A 16,300-nucleotide genomic window follows, 5' to 3' on the forward strand; every position below is an offset into this window, starting at 1 on the left:
ACACCGTGCCACCAGGGGGCGGAAACCTTTCCGGCCGATCCGCGAGGCGGCGCACGTGAGATGCCGCGGACCCGGCCGATCGACGTGGTGGCGACGACCGTTCTTCGTGCGGCCGTCGCCACCACCACGCCGCCCGCCGCGCGACAAGAGACCGCACGCGACAAGAGACCGCACGTGGCAGGAAGCGGCGCGTGTTCAGAGGAGGGTCTGTTCGCCCTCCTCCGAAGGCGGCGGCGCGTCGTCGCCGTGCAGCGTCCGCAGCACCTGCTCGCCGTACTTGGCCAGCTTGTTCTCCCCGACCCCGTTCACGTTGCTCAGCTCCGCCAGCGACGCGGGCGCCTGGGTGGCGATCTCGCGCAGGGTGGCGTCGTGGAAGATGACGTACGCGGGCACGCCCTGCTCCTTGGCCGTGGCGCCGCGCCAGGAGCGGAGGCGTTCGAAGACGGCGGCGGCCTCGGCGGGCAGCTCGGCGGCGGGCTGGGCGGACTTGCCGCCGGCGGAGGAGGCGGTCTTGGCGCGGGCCGGGCGGTGGGCGTCGCGGCGCAGGCGTACCTCGCGCTGGCCGCGCAGCACCGCCGCGCTGTCGTCGGTCAGGACCAGCGCGCCGTAGTCGGACTCCACCGCGAGCAGGCCCTGGGCCAGGAGCTGGCGCACCACCCCGTGCCATTCGGCGTTGCCCAGGTCGGCGCCCACCCCGAACACCGACAGGGTCTCGTGCCCGTGCTGCAGCACCTTGGCGGTCTTCTTGCCGAGCAGGATGTCGACGACCTGGCCGACGCCGAACTTCTGGCGGCGCTCCCTGAGCAGCCGCAACACGGTGGACAGCACCTTCTGGGCGGGGACGGTGCCGTCCCAGGACTCGGGCGGGGTCTGGCAGGTGTCGCAGTTGCCGCACGGCTGCGAGCCCTTCTGCCCGAAGTAGTCGAGCAGCATCATCCGGCGGCAGCCCACGGTCTCGCAGAGGGCGAGCATCGCGTCGAGGTGCAGCACCTGGCGGCGGCGGTGGGCGTCGTCGCCCTCCATCGCCATGCGGCGGTGCTGGACGACGTCGTTCAGCCCGTACGCCATCCACGCGGTCGCGGGCATGCCGTCGCGCCCTGCCCGCCCGGTCTCCTGGTAGTAGCCCTCCAGGGACTTGGGCAGGTCGAGGTGGGCCACGAAGCGCACGTCGGGCTTGTCGATGCCCATGCCGAAGGCGATGGTGGCCACCACGATCAGCCCGTCCTCGCGCAGGAAGCGGGACTGGTGGTGGGCGCGGGTGCGGGCGTCGAGCCCCGCGTGGTACGGCACCGCCGCGATGCCGTTGTCGGTGAGGAACTCGGCGATCTTCTCCACGGAGGAGCGCGAGAGGCAGTAGACGATGCCGGACTCGTCGGGATGCTCGGTGCGCAGGAACTCCAGGAGCTGCCGCTTGGGCTCGCTCTTGGACGTGATGCGGTAGTGGATGTTGGGCCGGTCGAAGCTGGCCACGAAGTGGCGGGCCTGCTCCAGGCCGAGCCGGGAGGAGATCTCGGCGTGCGTGGACGGCGTGGCGGTGGCGGTCAGCGCGATGCGCGGCACGTCGGGCCACAGCTCACGCAGCCTGGACAGCTCCAGGTAGTCGGGACGGAAGTCGTGACCCCACTGGGCCACGCAGTGGGCCTCGTCGATGGCGAACACGGAGATGTCGCCCCTGCCCAGCAGCCGCAGGGTGGCGTCGACGCGCAGCCGTTCGGGGGCGAGGTAGAGCAGGTCGAGCTCGCCGGCCAGGAACTCCGACTCGACGAGCTGCCGCTCGTCGAGGCTCTGCGTCGAGTTGAGGAACCCCGCCCGCACGCCGAGCGCCCGCAGCGCGTCGACCTGGTCCTGCATCAGCGCGATCAGCGGGGAGATGACCACCCCCACGCCTTTGCGCACCAGGGCGGGGATCTGGTAGCAGAGCGACTTGCCGCCGCCGGTGGGCATCAGGACGAGGGCGTCGCCGCCTGTCACGACGTGGTCGATGATCTCTTGCTGACCCGCCCGGAACGAGTCGTAGCCGAACACGCGGTGCAGAACCTCGGTGGGGGTATCCATGCGGCTACCTTACGTGTTCGGGGGTGAGCGGATCGTCAGTTCCGCCCATGGCGGAGAGGTGGTTGGGGGCGGTGTTCCCAGAGCCTCCCGGCGATCGTAACCGCCATGACCGACAGTCCGGGAGCGATCATGGCTGCCAGGGCCGCAGCTCAAAAGTGATCATGACCGGCAGTCAGGCCGTCCGCCCTGGCTAAGCGGCTGCCGGGCGCGCTCTGGCGTACATCACGAGTGACAGTGAGCCGAGCAAGCAGGCCCCCGCCACCACCCCCATCACCGCCGGATACCCGGCGACCTGCGCGATCCCGGCCGCCACCAGCGGCGCCACGGCCTTCGCCACGGTGATCGGCAACGCGAGCGCCCCACTGAGCGACGCGTACGCGGCCGTCCCGTACCGATCGGCCAGCAACGCGGGACGGGCGATGGTCCCCACCCCGAACCCCAGCCCGAACAGCACCACCGCCACCACCGCCCCGGCCGCGTCCCGCCCGACCAGCGGCAGCAGGACGGCGGCCAGCCCCTGGAGCAGGAACATGGCGGCCGTGATCAGCGCGACGGGCCAGCGCGCCTGCAGCCCGGTGGTGACCAGCCGCCCGGTCACGGACAGCACCCCGAGCAGCCCGGCCACCCCGGCGGCGAACACGGGCTCGTGCCCGAGCGTGATGAGGTAGGTGATCAGCAGCACCCCCATGACGGCCACGGCGCCCGTCTGCGTCAGGAAGGCCGCCGCCAGCAGCCAGAACGGCCGCTCGCGCAGCGCCGCCCCGACGATCTCGCCCCGGTTCACGTGGGCGGGCGCGCCCCGGTTGCGGACGGCCAGCCCGTGCAGGGGGACGGCGATCAGCGCGTACCCGACGGCCAGGATGACCAGCGCCTGCCGCCACCCGTACAGCTCGACCAGCAACCCTGTCAGCGGCAGGAAGATGCTGGACGCGAACCCGGCCACCACGGTCACCGCCAGCAGCGCCCGCGCCCGCCGGCTCGCGTCGAACCAGGCGACGATCACCGCGAACGCGGCCTCGTACAGCACCATGGCGGACGCCACGCCGAGTACCCCGCACACCAGATAGAGCTGCGCCACCGAGCGCACCTGCGACCAGGCGAGCACGGCCAGCGCGCCGAGCGCGGACCCGAGCGTCATCAGGCCGCGTCCGCCGCGCCGGTCCAGGAGGCGGCCGATGAGCGGCGCGACGAGCCCGGACACCAGGACGGACAGCGTGATCGCCCCGGTGAGCTGCGCGACCCCGGCCTGCAGTTCGCGCGACATGGGCGGGATGAACACGGAGAACGCGTAATAGAGAATGCCGTATCCGGCGGTCTGGGTGATCGCGAGTGCGCCGATCATTCGCGCCGGCGCTTTCGGTCCTGCGGTCGTGATCACGATGTGATTTGTTCCCGTTCGCCTGCCGTAAATACGGTGATAAAAGTCACTTCGCCACCGAAAAGACTTCGAGAATTGCACCAATGCCGTCATAGCGTCGGATCATGACTGTTTCGTATGTGGTGACCGGCGGCGGGCGTGGCATCGGCAGGGCCGTGGTCGAGCGCCTGATCGGTGATGGGAGCGTCGTGGTGGCCGTCGAGCGCGACAAGGACGCGCTCCGCTGGGCGGGCCCCGGCGTCGTCCCGGTGATCGGGGACGCGGCCGACGAGGAGGTGGCCGCCTGGGCGGCGGACCTGGCCCAGGAGTCGGGCACCCTCGCGGGCTGGGTCAACAACGCCGCCGTGTTCCGTGACGCCTCCGTGCACTCGTCCCCGATCTCCGAGGTCAGAGCGCTGATCGCGGCCAACCTCGACCTGGCCGTGGTGGGCTGCGCCACCGCCGTGCGGCACTTCCTGGACGCCGGCACCCCGGGCGCCATCGTGAACGTCACCTCGCACCAGGCCACCAGGGCCGTGCCCGGCAGCCTGCCTTACTCCACGGCGAAGGCCGCGACGGAGGGGCTGACCAGGGCGCTCGCGGTCGAGTACGGCAGGCGCGGCATCCGCGTCAACGCCGTCGCCCCAGGCTCGGTGGCCACGGAGCGGTACGAGGCCACGCGAACGCCGCAGATGGAGTCGGAGCTGGCCAGACTGCACCCCCTGGGCCGCGTCGCGACCCCCGCCGAGGTGGCCTCCGTGGTGGCGCACCTGCTCTCCCCTGACGCCGCCTTCGTCAACGGCGCCACGATCCCGGTGGACGGCGGCCGTACGGTGCTCGGACTGGATCCAGAAGCGAGGGAATGAAAACCGTTGCCACTTGGTTGCAGGGGCCATGAAGAAGAACCTGCACCCCGACTACCGCCCCGTCGTCTTCCGCGACCCCAGCGTCGGCTTCGCCTTCCTCACCCGCTCGACCCTGACCAGCGACAGGACGGTCGAGTGGGAGGACGGCAGGACGTACCCGGTCGTCGACGTGGACGTCTCGTCCGCCAGCCACCCCTTCTACACGGGCCGCGGCCGCATCCTCGACACCGCCGGCCGCGTCGAGCGCTTCAACCAGCGCTACGGAAGGGGCAAGTGAGGCAGGATGTGACGTGTGCTTGACTCGCCGCTGTCCGCCCGGTTAGCGCGCTCCCGCCGGATCCTCGTCGCAGGCGCGGGCGGCGGCTCCGACGTGTACGCCGGGTTGCCCCTGGCCCTGTCGCTGCGGGAGGCGGGCAAGGAGGTGCACCTGGCGAACCTGTCGTTCAGCCACCTCGACGCCCTCGACCTCGACGTCTGGCTGTGCGAGGACGTCGCGGAGATCCGGCCCGACACCGAGGCCCGCGACTGGTACTTCCCCGAGGGCTGCCTGTCGCGCTGGCTGGCGGCGCACGGCCAGCCGTCCACCGTCTACGCCTTCCCCAAGGTGGGCGTCAAGCGGCTGCGCGCCGCGTACGCCAGGCTGGCCGAGCACCTCGCCCTGGACGCGGTCGTCCTGGTGGACGGCGGCACCGACATCCTGATGCGCGGCGACGAGGCCGGCCTCGGCACCCCGGCCGACGACATGGCGAGCCTGGCCGCCGCGCACGCCCTCGACGTGCCGGTCAAGGCCGTCGTCTGCCTGGGCTTCGGCGTGGACGCCCACCACGGCGTCAACCACGTCCAGGTGCTGGAGAACCTGGCGGCACTGGAGCGCGAGGGCGGCTACCTGGGCGCGTTCTCCGTCTCCAGGTCCACGAAGGCGGGCGCGCTCTACCTCGACGCCGTCGCCCACGCCCAGGCCGAGCTGCCGGCGTACCCGAGCATCGTGAACGGCTCGATCGCGGCGGCGGTGCGCGGCGAGTTCGGGGACGTGCGCTTCACCGACAGGACGAAGGGCAGCGAGCTGTTCGTCAACCCGCTGATGGCCATCTGCTTCGCCGTGGACCTCGACGCCCTGGCCAGGCGCTCGCTCTACCTGGACCGCCTCGGCGACACCGTGCTGATGCGTCAGGTCGTCTCCGTGATCGAGGCGTTCCGCGACGAGGTGACGCCCCGGCCGCCGAAGGCGTTCCCGCACTAGAGCAGCCCCATGGCGTCGGCGAGCGCGTCCATCTCGGCCGTCAGCAACGCCTCCCCGACGCCCGTGAACGGCCCCCGCAGCTCCACGCTCAGCACCCCTTGCAGCCGCGCCCACACCAGCACCGTCGCGGGCGGGCCGCCGCCCGCCGCCCCCGCGAGCACCGGCTGGAACGGCCTGAGCACCTCCTCGACGCCCGGCAGGGTCGGCGCCGAGGCCACCAGCCGGTACAGGCCCGGATGCGCCACGGCCCAGTCGAAGAACGCGCGCGCCAGCGCGTGCAGCCGCTCACGCGGCCCGCTCTCCGCGGTGGCGGTCCCGGCCTGCCGTACGGCCGCCGCCAGCTCGCCCAGCCCGTCGTCCACCAGCTCCGCGAGCAGCCTGTCGCGGCCGGCGAAGTACTTGTACAGGGCGGGCCCCGTCATCCCCAGCCGCCTGGCCACCGCGGTGACGTTCAGCTCCTCGCCCCCGCTGATCTGGGCGAGCGCGGCCTGCTTGATCTCCCTCCTGACCTGTTCCCTGTAACGCTGTCGCGGTGTCGCCATGCCCTCATTATCCTGAGTTTCCGGTCCGGCACACACTGTGATCACCAAGGCCAGGGCATGCGGGGGCTACCGGTGGGTAAAACACGGTCATCGGCGTGAGAGCAGTGGTGGTGTGATGAGTCTCTCCGGAAGGGAGCGCCGTATTCTCGCCGAGATCGAGCGAGCCCTCGAGCGAGACGACCCCGAGCTGGCCAGGCGCGTCGCGGCCATCAACAGGATCGAGGCAGGTGGCGAGCCGCTGCCCTCGCAGCCGTACGGTGACCGGCTGCGCATGTGGGCGCTGGCCCACGTCTGGGCGCTGTTCTGGGCCGCCGCGCTGGTGATCCTCCTACTGCTGCTGGCGGTGCTGACGACCTGAGCGGTGATGCCGCAGCACCACCAGGCTGGTCGCGGCGCACAAGGCGACCAGGGCGGCGATGGCGGCCTCCCAGCGCCACACCTCCTCGCCCGTCCGCACGGCCATCACGGTGCAGAACACGGCCGCCACGACCCCGAACGCCAGCGCGACGATCGACAGGACGCGCCGGGCGCGCAGCGGGCTGCGGGCTGTCAGCGGCTCGGTGCCCTCGCGGTTACGCAGCCACATGGCCCCCTCCTCACGCCAGGCACCTCAGTGCCGAGGCGATGCGCGGGTCGAGGTCGTGCGAGGCGGGCAGCCTGCCCACCGTGGCCTCGACGAACTCCGGGTACGACAGCGTGGCGGTCACCCCGTCCACGGCGGCGAAGATCTGCTCGGCCGTCTGTTCCACCTGCACCTTGGCGTCCTGCTCGGCCAGCACGAACCGGCCGACCGCCACCCGCCACAACGCCCGGCCGTCCGCCTCGTCGCCGGCGACGGGCGCGCCCACGTCGTCGGCGTGCGTGGCGTACTCGGAGTCGTAGTGGAAGGCCTGCTGACCGACGGGGTAGGGCCCGGCCATGGTGTCGAGCATGGCGTGACTTCCCAGCTCCCGCATGCGCGCGCGGGTCTCGCCGTTCTTCGTGCGCCACTCCGTCAGTACGTCCTCGACGGGCAGGTCCCTGCGCGCCCGCACGCACCACTCGTTGAAGTCGTTGTAGCCGCCGATGCCCTCGTCGGCCAGCCGGCCCATCAGGTCCTGCACGGTTCCGTCGAGGCAGGCGTGGTTGTACATCTCCTCGCCCGCCAGGTGCGCCAGCACGTCGCGGACCGACCAGCCCTCGCAGCGGGACGGCCGCCGCCAGCCGGCGTCGTCGAGGCCGGAGAAATACCTGTCGAGCCTGGCTGCCTCGGCGTCGAAGATGTCGAACGGGTTGAAGTCTTTGAGCAGGTCGTCGGCCATACCCGGACGCTACCCCTCACGTCCTGACTTTATCTCCCAGGGCAGTCCGGACCCGGCCGTACTCGCCCGCGCAGGACGGCGCGCGCCCGGCCGGCACCCAGCCGCCCTTGGCGATCTCGCCGTACTTGCCGGGGTCGGCGCCGTAGAGCAGGCAGGCGAAAGTGGCCGACTCGGCCATGCCCGACAGGTGGTCGATGCCGGTGTGCCCGGCGAGCAGGTGGCGGGCCTCGGCGGCGGCCACCACGCGCTTGGGCGTGTCGGCCACCAGCGTCAGCGCGGCGAACTGGTCGGCCTGGGCGTCGCTGTCGGTCATGCCGTTGAGCGTGGTCAGGGCGTGCCCGAGCTGGTGGTGGAAGAGCACGGACAGGGCGCCGCGCACGCGTTTCCTGGCGGCCTTCTCGCCGGTCTCCTCGGTCTCGGAGATGCCCTTGATCGTCCGGTTCACCTGGTCGACCAGCGCGTAGCAGATGCTGATCTCCCGCTTGTCGTGGTCCCAGGCGGCCTTCGGCTCGGCGCAGTCGCGGGCCACGACCTTGACCGGCTCGGGCAGCCGGACGCCGGTCTTCAGCGCGTCGCTCTCCTTCAGCAGCCGCTCGGCCTTCTCGGCGCGCGGTGAGTCGGGGCGCTCGTACCGGACGGACAACTCCGGCGAGGGTGCCGCTCCCAGCGTGCTCGTCATGGTGAGGACGAGGGCGATCACGGGATGCGGCATGCGTGTGCTCCTTCGGGGGTTCGATCAACGCAATGGGACTTCCCATGCGGCGATCGGATGATCGCTAAACCTCCCGAACGCGAAAAAGCCGGAGGCCCAGCCCCGAAGGACTGGGCCCCAGCATGATGGTGCTTCAGTACCTGGTGGTACTAGCGGCGCCAGGAGTAGACGCGCACGTAGTCCGAGCGGCTCTTGGCGCCCTCGAGCTCGTCGTCGCCGGCGTACACGGCACGGAAGGTGCCGCTCTTGTAGGCCTTGGTCTTGGCGTAGAACTTGCCGCCGCGACCGGTCCAGTCGGAGGCCACCCACTTCCAGCCACTGCGGTAGCTGGCCTTGTAGTAGATGTTCACCTTCTCGCCGCGGACGCCTTCCCAGCCGTCGTCGTCGGCGAGGAGGCGGCCGGAGAAGTGGATCGACTTGCCCTTGCGGACCTTGGACGGGTCAGCGCTGAAGCGCGAGATCGTGGTCTCGAGCTTGCCCTTCTCGACCTCGACCGAGAAGAACGCGTCGTCCTTGGCGATCTCCTTGCCGTCCTTGTCGAAGGCCACGGCGGTGGCCTTCCACTTGCCGGCGTAGTCGTTCTCGTTGAACCCGATGGCCCAGCGCCAGCCCTCAAGGTCCTTGATGTCCTTGGTGCGCAGCGTGCGGAAGTTGTTCTCCGCGGGCGCGACGCTGAGCTCGACCTTCTGGACGTCGGAGCTCGCGCCGACGTCGAAGTACGCCGTCGTCTCCGAGCCCTTCTTGACCACGACAGGGTTCGGGCTGATGTCGCGAATCACGAGCTGGGTGTCGGCCTTGGTGGCAGCCGAGGCGATCCCCGCGCCCGACACCAGCATGGCACCGCCGATAGTGGCGGAAAGGATACCTACTGCGATCTTTCTCATGAGGGTGCTGATTCCTCTCCCCGTATTGACTTCGGAGCCGACTTCGGGGCGGCCGGCTCCCTCTACTACTTTGAGGCACGATCAGGGGGAAAAGTTGTCTAAAGTTACGAAAAATATTTGATCACGGCTTTAACCAGGGCATATGCGGAAAAATCTCTTTTTGTCGACCTTGAGCGACTACAGTCGGGGCGCATGACCGACGTCTACACGCTGGGCGAGCCGCTGGGCGTGGTCTCCAGCGGTCGCGTCCGACACGAGAGCGAGGCCAGGCTCGACGTCTGCGGGCCTGAGTTCACCCTGGCCATCGCCCTGGCCAGGCTCGGCCACCGGTGCGCCTACCTGGGCAAGGTGGCCGGCGACGAGCTGGGCGCCAGGGCGCTGACCGTCCTGCGCGGCGAGGGCGTGGACGTCTCCGACATGCGCGTGGCCGAGGGCGCGCGCACCGGGCTGCTCCTGCGCGAGTCGCGCGTGGGCCGCGAACTCTCCGTCACCCACTACCGCACCGGCTCCGCAGGCGCGCTGCTCGCGCCGGGCAACGTGCCCATCGACCGCATCGCCGCCGCGCGCATGCTGCACGTCACCGGCCTCACGGCGGCGCTCGGCAGGGACGCGCTGGACGCCGTCCGCGCCGCCGTCGCCGCCGCCAGGAGCGCCGAGGTGCCGATCTCCTTCTCCGTCGAGTACGTCCCCGAGCTGTGGCCGTCCGTGCGCGAGGCCGAGGAGGTGCTCAGCGAGCTGGCCTGCGAGTCACACCTGCTCTTCCTCCGCCAGGACGAGCTCGACCTGGTCAAGCTCGCCCTCACCCCCGAGCGGGAGGTCGTGGTGGACCGCGGCGCCAAGGGCGTCAGCGTGCGGGCCGACCGCATGCGCTACGACGTCCAGGGCTGGCAGGTGCCCGTGGTGGACACCGCCGGAGCGGGGGAGGCGTTCGCCGCCGGCTACATCAGCGCCGCCCTCGACGGCCTCATCCCCCAGGAACGCCTGCACCGCGGGGCGCTGCTGAGCGCCGCCGCGGTGTCCAGCGTGAGCGACTGGCAGGGGTTGCCCACCAGGGCCGAGCTCTAGCTGATGTTGAGCGTGAACGTCGAGGTCGTGTTCTTGATGTTCTGCGCGTTGTTGCTGAACCGCAGGTTGCTGAACGTGGCCGAGCCGACCGCCGGGCCCTGACCCGGCTCGGGCAGCTCGTTCACCCAGATGCCGAACCCCGACTTGGCGTCGAAGGCGTCACCGCTCTTCTGCGCCCCGCTGATCGACACGTTCGTGAAGACCGTGTCCTTGATCGGGTTCAGCGGGGTGGTGGGGCTGGAGTAGCCGGTCTGGAACATGATCCCGCTGTACGTCGGGTCCACGATGTCCAGGTTGCTGACCCGGATGCCCTGGAACACCTTCGAGGAGGAGAACAGCCACATCGCCGGGAACGTCTGCTGCCCCCAGAAGTGCCCTCCGGCCCTGACCAGCGAGATGTTGTCGAAGGTCGTGGGCGGGCTGGCGCCGAAGCCGTGCATCGGGATCCCGAAGTCCAGCGAGCTGATCGTGACGCCCGAGTACACCAGCGTGTCGGCCACGTAGATGTTCCTGAACGTGTTGTCGTAGCCGCCGTACACGGCCAGGCCCGCGGCCCGCCAGGTCAGCAGCGACGTCAGGTTCTCGTAGACGTTGCCGAACTGCTCGCCCGAGTTGTTGTCGATGGCCGAGAACAGCGCGAAGCTGTCGTCGCCCGTGGACCTGGTCTCGATGTTGGTGACGTGGTTGCCGGTGCTGCCGTTGGTCATGTTCAGGCCGTCGGCGAACACGTTGCGGATCCGCGAGTTCCTGATCGTCAGGTTGTCCACGTTCGAGCCCCACAACATGCAGATCTGGTGCTCGATCCAGACGTTGTCGATCGTCATGTTCGCCACATTGTTGAAGTCGAACACCTTGCCGGGGCCGTCGATCCGCTCGACGTAGTTGCCGAAGTAGGCGAAGCCCGTGAACGTCGAGCCGTTGGCCGTCGCGTCCGCACGGAAGCCGACGTCGGTGTTCGACTGGCCGGACGGCGCGTGGAACCTGGTGAACCAGGGGCCCGCTCCGACGACCCTGATCGACTTGCCGTACACCTGGAACTTGGAGTTCGTCTGGTAGTCGCCGGGCGGCAGGTAGACGCCGCTCAGGCTGGCGTCCATGCGGGCCTTGTCGAGGGCGTTCTGCACGTCCTGGTGACCGAACCCGGCCGGTACGGCGTACTTCGCCGGGTCCGGGTTGGCGGCCTGCGCGGCCAGCTCGAAGTCCACGAAGTCGATCGCGTAGTTCAGCGAGTTGGCCGCGTCCTTCTGCAGCCTGATCCTGCTGCCCTTCGGCACGGTGGTGCCGAGCAGCAGGTTCGCCTCGTCGTAGATGTGCCTCGGCGGGCCGGAGCCCGGGTTGTTGTTCGGGCTCGCCTCGGCGCCGTACAGCCAGGCGTAGCGCGAGGTCAGGTTGATCGCCTTGAGGAAGGAGCCGTTGACGTAGACGTTCAGCGTCGAGCTCTGCCCGCCGCCGCCCGGCGCGTCCGGCATCGAGAAGCGGGTGACCAGGGTGTTGGTGTCCGCCCTGGTGGTGAACTCGACGTAGGCGCCCGTCTGGTTGAGCGTGACCGCCCGGCGGCCCGACGCCTCGCCGGCGATCGTGCCGATCTCCCTGCTCGGGCCGACGCGGGCCGCGCCGCCGCCGAGGGTGGCGTCCTCCGCCTCGTACGTGTCGTACGGCATGTTCGCGCCGCGGCCCACGAACAGCGGCAGCGTGCTGGTGTTGTTGGCGCGCTTGACCGGCAGCTCGTTGGCGTCGTCGGCGAGCACCGTCCTGACCGTGTACTTGCCGTTGGCGGCCGTCCACGTGCCCAGGGTCACCGGGCTGGTGGTGGCTCCGGCGGCGATCGCGCCGCTGGTGGAGCCGGTCAGCGTCCTGACCACGTTGCCCGCCTCGTCGGCGACCGTCAGCGTGATGCCGTGCGCGCCGCCGCCGGAGGCGATGGTGCCCTGGTTCTTGATCGCGACGGAGAACGTCACCGTGGTGCCCGCCGCCGGGTTGCCCGGCGTCCAGGCGACCGGGGAGGCGATCAGGTCGGCCGTGTCCACCGGCCGCACGGTCAGGGTGCACGTCGTGGCGTTGTTGCCCTCGTTCTGCTCGACGACCTTGTTGTCCTCGTCCACCTTGGCCGAGAGCTGGTACGTCCCCGCGTCCCTGGCCCCGATGCCCGCCGACACGGTGGCGGACGCCCCCGCGGCCAGCGCGCCCACGGCGGCGCTGCCCACCTTGGCGTCGCCTGCGTAGAAGTTGACCGACGTCGCGGCGGAGGCGGCGGTGCCGGCGTTCCTGACCGTCGCCGACAGCGTCACCGTGTCGGTCTCGACCGGGGAGGCGGGGGAGGAGGCCAGGCCCGACACGGTCAGGTCGGGGTTCGGGGCCGGGGTGCCGAAGATCTGGAACTCGGCCACCTGGCCGCTCGGCGCGCCCGAGTTGGCCGTGAACTGCAGCCGCACGTCGGCGGCCTTGCCCGTGACCGGGATGGTCACGCTGTTGCCCGAGGCCGGGTCGAAGGTGTAGGTGGCCTGGCCGAGCAGCGTGCTGAAGCCGGTCGCCGACTGCTCGCGGCCGAGCACCTGGAGGGTCTGGGTGCGGCGGCCCCAGGCCGGGTCGGGGTTGAGCTTGAGCACGATCGACGACAGGTCGGCGTTCGCGCCGAGCTGCGCGGTGAGGGTCGCCGGGTAGGCGGCGCCCTCCCAGTAGGTCTGCACGTTGTCGTCGTTGGCGTTGGCGGCCACGTACGTGTGGGTATGTCCCGACTCGGTCATCGTCTTGCCGAGCGCCAGGTTGGTGCCGCCGGGGCCGGGGCCCGGGTCCGTCTGAGTGGTGCCCCACACCTCCAGCTCCGAGAGCTGGCCTGCGGGCCAGCCCGAGTTGGCGGTGATCTGCACGCGCACATGGCGGGCGGTGGTGCCGGCGGTCAGCGTGATGGTCGCGGCAGGGCTGATCGTGTACGTCGCCGAGGCCGCGAGCGTGGTGAAGCCGGAGCCGTTCGTGCTGCCCTGCACGCTCAGCGTCTCGGTGCGGCTGGGCCAGCCGGCGGGCAGCTTCAGCACCACCTTGCTGAGGCTCGCGGCGGCGCCCAGATCGACCTGGACCCACTGCGGGAAGGCGTTGTTGGCCGACTCCCAGTAGGTCGCCTGGTTGCCGTCGGTCACGTTGGCGGCGCGGTAGACGTCGTTGAAGCTGCTGGCGGTCGCGCTCTTGCCGGCGGCGAGGTTCGTGTCGGCGGCGGCGTGCGCGGGAGGTACGGCGAGGAATCCGATGAGTAACGTAAGGGCGGCTAACAGAGCTCTCATGGGGGTGTGGCCCTTCGGGTAAGGCGGATGGCCGAACCATAAGATGTCGAGCAGATAGCCGCAATATTTCGACTACATTTCGCAAACAGTTGACTGACTCTGAGATTGCGCTTCCGGCTCCCGCCCCTGGTCAGAGCCCGGGAAGCGGCAGGAACCCCGGCGTGGACGCGGTGCAAGCCACAACGTCGGATGCACGTAAGCCGTTGCAAGCACTTGCGTGGAAGGCCGTATAGTTTGCGCATGACGCGACGACTCGCAGAGGTGGCCAAGAAGGTCGGAGTGAGCGAGGCGACCGTGAGCCGCGTGCTCAACGGCAAGCCGGGAGTGTCCGACGCGACCCGCGAAGCCGTGCTGACGGCGCTCGACGTCCTCGGCTACGAACGCCCCACCCAGCTCCGCGGCGACCGCGCCCGCCTCGTCGGCCTCGTCCTCCCCGAACTGCAGAACCCGATCTTCCCCGCCTTCGCGGAAGTGGTCGGCGGCGCCCTCGCCCAGCAGGGCTTCACCTCCGTCCTGTGCACCCGCACCGTCGGCGGCGTCTCCGAGGCCGACTACGTCGACCTCCTGCTCCAGCAGCAGGTCAGCGGCGTCGTCTTCGCCGGCGGCCTGTACGCCCAGGCCGACGCCTCCCACGGCCACTACGAGCTGCTGCACGAGCGCAAACTCCCCGCCGTCCTGATCAACGCCGCCGTCCAGCACCTCGACTTCCCGCAGGTGTCGTGCGACGACGTGGTCGCCGCCGAGATGGCCGTCGCCCACCTGCGGGCGCTCGGGCACGAACGCATCGGCATGGTGCTCGGTCCCAAGGACCACATGCCGTCGCGACGCAAGCTCGAGACCTTCCGGGGGGTCGGCGGGGATGAGGAGCTGGTGGAGCGGGCGATGTTCTCGCTGGAGGGCGGGCACGCGGCCGCTGCCCGGCTGGTCAAGCGGGGGGTGACGGGGGTGATCTGCGCCAGCGACATACTGGCCCTCGGGACCATTCGCGCCGCTCGGCGGGCTGGGCTCGCCGTTCCTGCCGACATTTCCGTCATCGGGTTCGACGACTCGGCGTTGATGAACTGCACCGAGCCGCCGTTGACCACCGTGCGGCAGCCCATCGACGCCATGGGGCGGGCGGCTGTGGATCTGCTGGTGGCGCAGATCGACAAGGCTGTTGTGCCGGCGGATGAGCTTCTGTTCGAGCCCGAGCTCGTCGTACGCGCCTCCACAACCCGCGCCCGCCCCTAACCCCGCACCCCGCCCCGCCCTGCTCCGCCCCGCCTCCGCCCGCGCCGCCTCGCCCGCGCCCCGCGCCGCCCCCGCTGCGTCGCCTGCGCTGCCCCGCCGCGCTGCCCTGCCCGCGCTGCGCTGTGTGTGGCGTCGGGCCGTGCGCTGCCGCTCGCCATGCCGCGGTGCGCCGCCCGCTCCATGCCGCGCCGCCCGCTCCATGCCGCGCGCTGCGCCGTCCGCCCCGCGCCGCCCCGCGTCGTCCGCGCTGTGTGGCGCTGCGGCGTGCGGGCGGCGTGCGGCGCCGTGTGCCGTGCCATGCGTCTGGCCTGGCCGCCCGGCGTAACTCAGTCGTTATCTTGCAATATGAAGTCGAAATCTTGCGCACATACGTCACGGATCCTATGGTGTGGGCACCTCGCATCAGAAGGGTCAGACCATGCAGAGATCCACCGGACTCTTGCTCGTATCCGCGCTAGCCCTGTCCACCGCGGCCTGCGGCTCAGGAAGCGAGCCCGCCACCCCCACCGCCGGCGGCGCCAAGGCCGTGTCGATCACGGTGGCCTGCCAGCCCGCGAAGTCGGCGCCGAAGGAGCGGCAGGCCTGGGACGACGACGTGGCCGCGTTCATGAAGGCGCACCCCGGCGTGACGGTCAAGAGCACGGACCAGCAGCCGTGCTTCGACCCCAAGACGTTCGGTCCCAAGCTGGCGGGCGGCCAGATGGAGACGGCGTTCGTGGTGCCCGTGACGAACTACAACGACGTGATGGCCAAGGGCCAGGCGCTCGACATCACCCCGTACACCAACCTGATCAAGAACTGGAACGACCTGCGCGCCGACCACAAGGCGCTGGTCACCAAGGACGGCAAGGTCTACGGCGTGCCGAACGTGCACTACAGCGTCGGCCTGGTCTACAACCGGGCGCTGTTCACGAAGGCCGGGCTCAACCCGGACGCCCCGCCCCAGACGTGGGCCGAGGTGCGCGAGGCGGCCAAGAAGATCGCCGGGCTGGGCGCGGGCTACGTCGGGTTCGGCGAGTACTCCGGCGGCAACACCGGCGGCTGGCACTTCACGCAGTCGATCTACGGTCGCGGCGGCAGCATCCTGTCGCCCGACAACAAGACGGCCGCGTTCAACTCGCCCGAGGGCAAGGCGGTGCTGCAGACGCTGCACGACATGCGCTGGGTGGACAACAGCATGGGCACCAAGCTGCTGGTCGGCTGGGAGTCGCTGATGGTCGCCATGGGCAGCGGCAAGGTCGGCATGATGCTGGGCGCGCCCGACGTGGTCACCGACGTGGTCAACAAGTTCAAGGGCAACGTCGCCGACTACGGCATCACCGGCTTCCCCGAGGCGAAGGCGTCGCTGAGCGGCGGCGAAGCGTTCATGATCAACCCGAAGGCCACGCCGGAGGAGGCCAAGGCCGCGCTGGAGTGGCTGGACTTCCGCTTCAACACCGTCGGCAAGGGCCGCTTCGACTTCGCCCGCGGCAAGACCCTCGGCAACCCCGTCGGCGTCCCCGACAACGCGGTCTACGGCGACTCACCGACCGGCCAGGCCATCCAGGCCGACCGGGTGAAGAACGCCTCGCTGCCGGTCGCGAACTACGAGACGTACGTGCAGGCCGCGGGCACGATCCCGCCGAAGGCCGAGCCGCTGTACGCGCAGGAGCTGTACGCCATCCTCGACGTGCCCATGTCGGGCGTGCTGAGCCGCAAGGACGCCAGCATCGACCAGCTCCTCGCGGACGCGGAGAAGAAGGCCAACTCGGTGCTGGCGGCCAAGGGCTGACC

At 70.3% G+C, this 16,300-nt stretch carries 15 protein-coding genes; 7 read left to right on the forward strand and 8 right to left on the reverse strand.

The window, feature by feature from the left end:
- Positions 1–195 precede the first annotated feature (195 nt).
- Together recQ and ABD331_RS07045 are read right to left on the reverse strand one after the other, a co-directional pair.
- Positions 196–2,055: a DNA helicase RecQ gene (recQ, locus tag ABD331_RS07040; RefSeq protein ID WP_344471762.1), complete on the reverse strand. Its 1,860-nt coding sequence runs from the start codon at positions 2,053–2,055 to the stop codon at positions 196–198.
- Positions 2,056–2,245: 190 nt separating this feature from the next.
- Complete coding sequence (locus ABD331_RS07045; protein ID WP_344471764.1) at positions 2,246–3,397, reverse strand: MFS transporter; 1,152 nt, start codon at positions 3,395–3,397, stop codon at positions 2,246–2,248.
- Positions 3,398–3,537: 140 nt separating this feature from the next.
- On the opposite strand from ABD331_RS07045, the gene ABD331_RS07050 reads away from it, so the two are divergent.
- Genes ABD331_RS07050 through ABD331_RS07060 form a run of 3 tightly spaced genes read left to right on the forward strand, consistent with a single transcriptional unit; the run spans position 3,538 to position 5,518 of the window.
- Positions 3,538–4,278 carry an SDR family NAD(P)-dependent oxidoreductase gene (locus ABD331_RS07050; protein ID WP_344471766.1) on the forward strand — a complete coding sequence of 247 codons (741 nt, stop codon included), beginning with the start codon at positions 3,538–3,540 and terminating at the stop codon, positions 4,276–4,278.
- Between the two features lie 28 nt (positions 4,279–4,306).
- Positions 4,307–4,555 (forward strand): type B 50S ribosomal protein L31, encoded by a 249-nt coding sequence (locus ABD331_RS07055; protein WP_344471768.1) that lies wholly within the window; start codon positions 4,307–4,309, stop codon positions 4,553–4,555.
- A 15-nt stretch (positions 4,556–4,570) separates the two neighbouring features.
- Positions 4,571–5,518 (forward strand): DUF1152 domain-containing protein, encoded by a 948-nt coding sequence (locus tag ABD331_RS07060; RefSeq protein WP_344471770.1) that lies wholly within the window; start codon positions 4,571–4,573, stop codon positions 5,516–5,518.
- Here the strand turns inward: ABD331_RS07060 and ABD331_RS07065 are convergent.
- Positions 5,515–6,060 (reverse strand): TetR/AcrR family transcriptional regulator, encoded by a 546-nt coding sequence (locus ABD331_RS07065; protein ID WP_344471771.1) that lies wholly within the window; start codon positions 6,058–6,060, stop codon positions 5,515–5,517. The genes ABD331_RS07060 and ABD331_RS07065 overlap by 4 nt on opposite strands.
- Positions 6,061–6,175: 115 nt before the next feature.
- On the opposite strand from ABD331_RS07065, the gene ABD331_RS07070 reads away from it, so the two are divergent.
- Positions 6,176–6,418, forward strand: coding sequence for a DUF3040 domain-containing protein (locus ABD331_RS07070; protein WP_148443530.1), 243 nt, complete (start codon positions 6,176–6,178; stop codon positions 6,416–6,418).
- Here the strand turns inward: ABD331_RS07070 and ABD331_RS07075 are convergent.
- The 4 genes from ABD331_RS07075 to ABD331_RS07090 all read right to left on the reverse strand — a co-directional run bounded on the left by ABD331_RS07075 (position 6,389) and on the right by ABD331_RS07090 (position 8,909).
- Positions 6,389–6,646, reverse strand: coding sequence for a DUF6343 family protein (locus ABD331_RS07075; RefSeq protein WP_344471774.1), 258 nt, complete (start codon positions 6,644–6,646; stop codon positions 6,389–6,391). The two genes, ABD331_RS07070 and ABD331_RS07075, sit on opposite strands and share 30 nt — an antisense overlap.
- Positions 6,647–6,656: 10 nt before the next feature.
- On the reverse strand, positions 6,657–7,361 hold the full coding sequence (locus tag ABD331_RS07080) for a maleylpyruvate isomerase family mycothiol-dependent enzyme (RefSeq protein ID WP_344471776.1): 705 nt from the start codon (positions 7,359–7,361) through the stop codon (positions 6,657–6,659).
- A 16-nt stretch (positions 7,362–7,377) separates the two neighbouring features.
- The gene (locus ABD331_RS07085) at positions 7,378–8,073 is read right to left on the reverse strand and encodes a DUF4344 domain-containing metallopeptidase (RefSeq protein ID WP_344471778.1); all 696 of its coding nucleotides are present in this window, start codon (positions 8,071–8,073) and stop codon (positions 7,378–7,380) included.
- A gap of 149 nt (positions 8,074–8,222) precedes the next feature.
- Positions 8,223–8,909 (reverse strand): hypothetical protein, encoded by a 687-nt coding sequence (locus ABD331_RS07090; RefSeq protein WP_344471780.1) that lies wholly within the window; start codon positions 8,907–8,909, stop codon positions 8,223–8,225.
- A gap of 240 nt (positions 8,910–9,149) precedes the next feature.
- Between ABD331_RS07090 and ABD331_RS07095 the strand changes: the two genes are divergently transcribed.
- Positions 9,150–10,022 (forward strand): PfkB family carbohydrate kinase, encoded by an 873-nt coding sequence (locus tag ABD331_RS07095; RefSeq protein ID WP_344471782.1) that lies wholly within the window; start codon positions 9,150–9,152, stop codon positions 10,020–10,022.
- Here ABD331_RS07095 and ABD331_RS07100 read toward each other — a convergent pair.
- Positions 10,019–13,297 carry a galactose-binding domain-containing protein gene (locus ABD331_RS07100; protein WP_344471784.1) on the reverse strand — a complete coding sequence of 1,093 codons (3,279 nt, stop codon included), beginning with the start codon at positions 13,295–13,297 and terminating at the stop codon, positions 10,019–10,021. The two genes, ABD331_RS07095 and ABD331_RS07100, sit on opposite strands and share 4 nt — an antisense overlap.
- Positions 13,298–13,537: 240 nt before the next feature.
- Here ABD331_RS07100 and ABD331_RS07105 point away from each other — a divergent pair, with 240 nt between their 5' ends.
- Together ABD331_RS07105 and ABD331_RS07110 are read left to right on the forward strand one after the other, a co-directional pair.
- Positions 13,538–14,527, forward strand: a complete 990-nt coding sequence (locus ABD331_RS07105) for a LacI family DNA-binding transcriptional regulator (protein WP_148443523.1) — start codon at positions 13,538–13,540, stop codon at positions 14,525–14,527.
- A 418-nt stretch (positions 14,528–14,945) separates the two neighbouring features.
- Positions 14,946–16,298: an ABC transporter substrate-binding protein gene (locus tag ABD331_RS07110; RefSeq protein WP_344471787.1), complete on the forward strand. Its 1,353-nt coding sequence runs from the start codon at positions 14,946–14,948 to the stop codon at positions 16,296–16,298.
- The last annotated feature ends 2 nt before the right edge of the window (positions 16,299–16,300 follow it).

Source organism: Nonomuraea monospora (assembly GCF_039531895.1).
GTDB classification, from domain to species: Bacteria; Actinomycetota; Actinomycetes; order Streptosporangiales; family Streptosporangiaceae; genus Nonomuraea; species Nonomuraea monospora.

What these genes read in the sequence shown, in the direction of transcription:
- recQ (WP_344471762.1), bottom strand. Translation starts at nt 2,055, where the DNA reads ATGGATACCCCCACCGAGGTTCTGCACCGCGTGTTCGGCTACGACTCG.
- ABD331_RS07045 (WP_344471764.1), bottom strand. Translation starts at nt 3,397, where the DNA reads ATGATCGGCGCACTCGCGATCACCCAGACCGCCGGATACGGCATTCTC.
- ABD331_RS07050 (WP_344471766.1), top strand. Translation starts at nt 3,538, where the DNA reads ATGACTGTTTCGTATGTGGTGACCGGCGGCGGGCGTGGCATCGGCAGG.
- ABD331_RS07055 (WP_344471768.1), top strand. Translation starts at nt 4,307, where the DNA reads ATGAAGAAGAACCTGCACCCCGACTACCGCCCCGTCGTCTTCCGCGAC.
- ABD331_RS07065 (WP_344471771.1), bottom strand. Translation starts at nt 6,060, where the DNA reads ATGGCGACACCGCGACAGCGTTACAGGGAACAGGTCAGGAGGGAGATC.
- ABD331_RS07070 (WP_148443530.1), top strand. Translation starts at nt 6,176, where the DNA reads ATGAGTCTCTCCGGAAGGGAGCGCCGTATTCTCGCCGAGATCGAGCGA.
- ABD331_RS07075 (WP_344471774.1), bottom strand. Translation starts at nt 6,646, where the DNA reads ATGTGGCTGCGTAACCGCGAGGGCACCGAGCCGCTGACAGCCCGCAGC.
- ABD331_RS07080 (WP_344471776.1), bottom strand. Translation starts at nt 7,361, where the DNA reads ATGGCCGACGACCTGCTCAAAGACTTCAACCCGTTCGACATCTTCGAC.
- ABD331_RS07085 (WP_344471778.1), bottom strand. Translation starts at nt 8,073, where the DNA reads ATGCCGCATCCCGTGATCGCCCTCGTCCTCACCATGACGAGCACGCTG.
- ABD331_RS07090 (WP_344471780.1), bottom strand. Translation starts at nt 8,909, where the DNA reads ATGCTGGTGTCGGGCGCGGGGATCGCCTCGGCTGCCACCAAGGCCGAC.
- ABD331_RS07095 (WP_344471782.1), top strand. Translation starts at nt 9,150, where the DNA reads ATGACCGACGTCTACACGCTGGGCGAGCCGCTGGGCGTGGTCTCCAGC.
- ABD331_RS07100 (WP_344471784.1), bottom strand. Translation starts at nt 13,297, where the DNA reads ATGAGAGCTCTGTTAGCCGCCCTTACGTTACTCATCGGATTCCTCGCC.
- ABD331_RS07105 (WP_148443523.1), top strand. Translation starts at nt 13,538, where the DNA reads ATGACGCGACGACTCGCAGAGGTGGCCAAGAAGGTCGGAGTGAGCGAG.
- ABD331_RS07110 (WP_344471787.1), top strand. Translation starts at nt 14,946, where the DNA reads ATGCAGAGATCCACCGGACTCTTGCTCGTATCCGCGCTAGCCCTGTCC.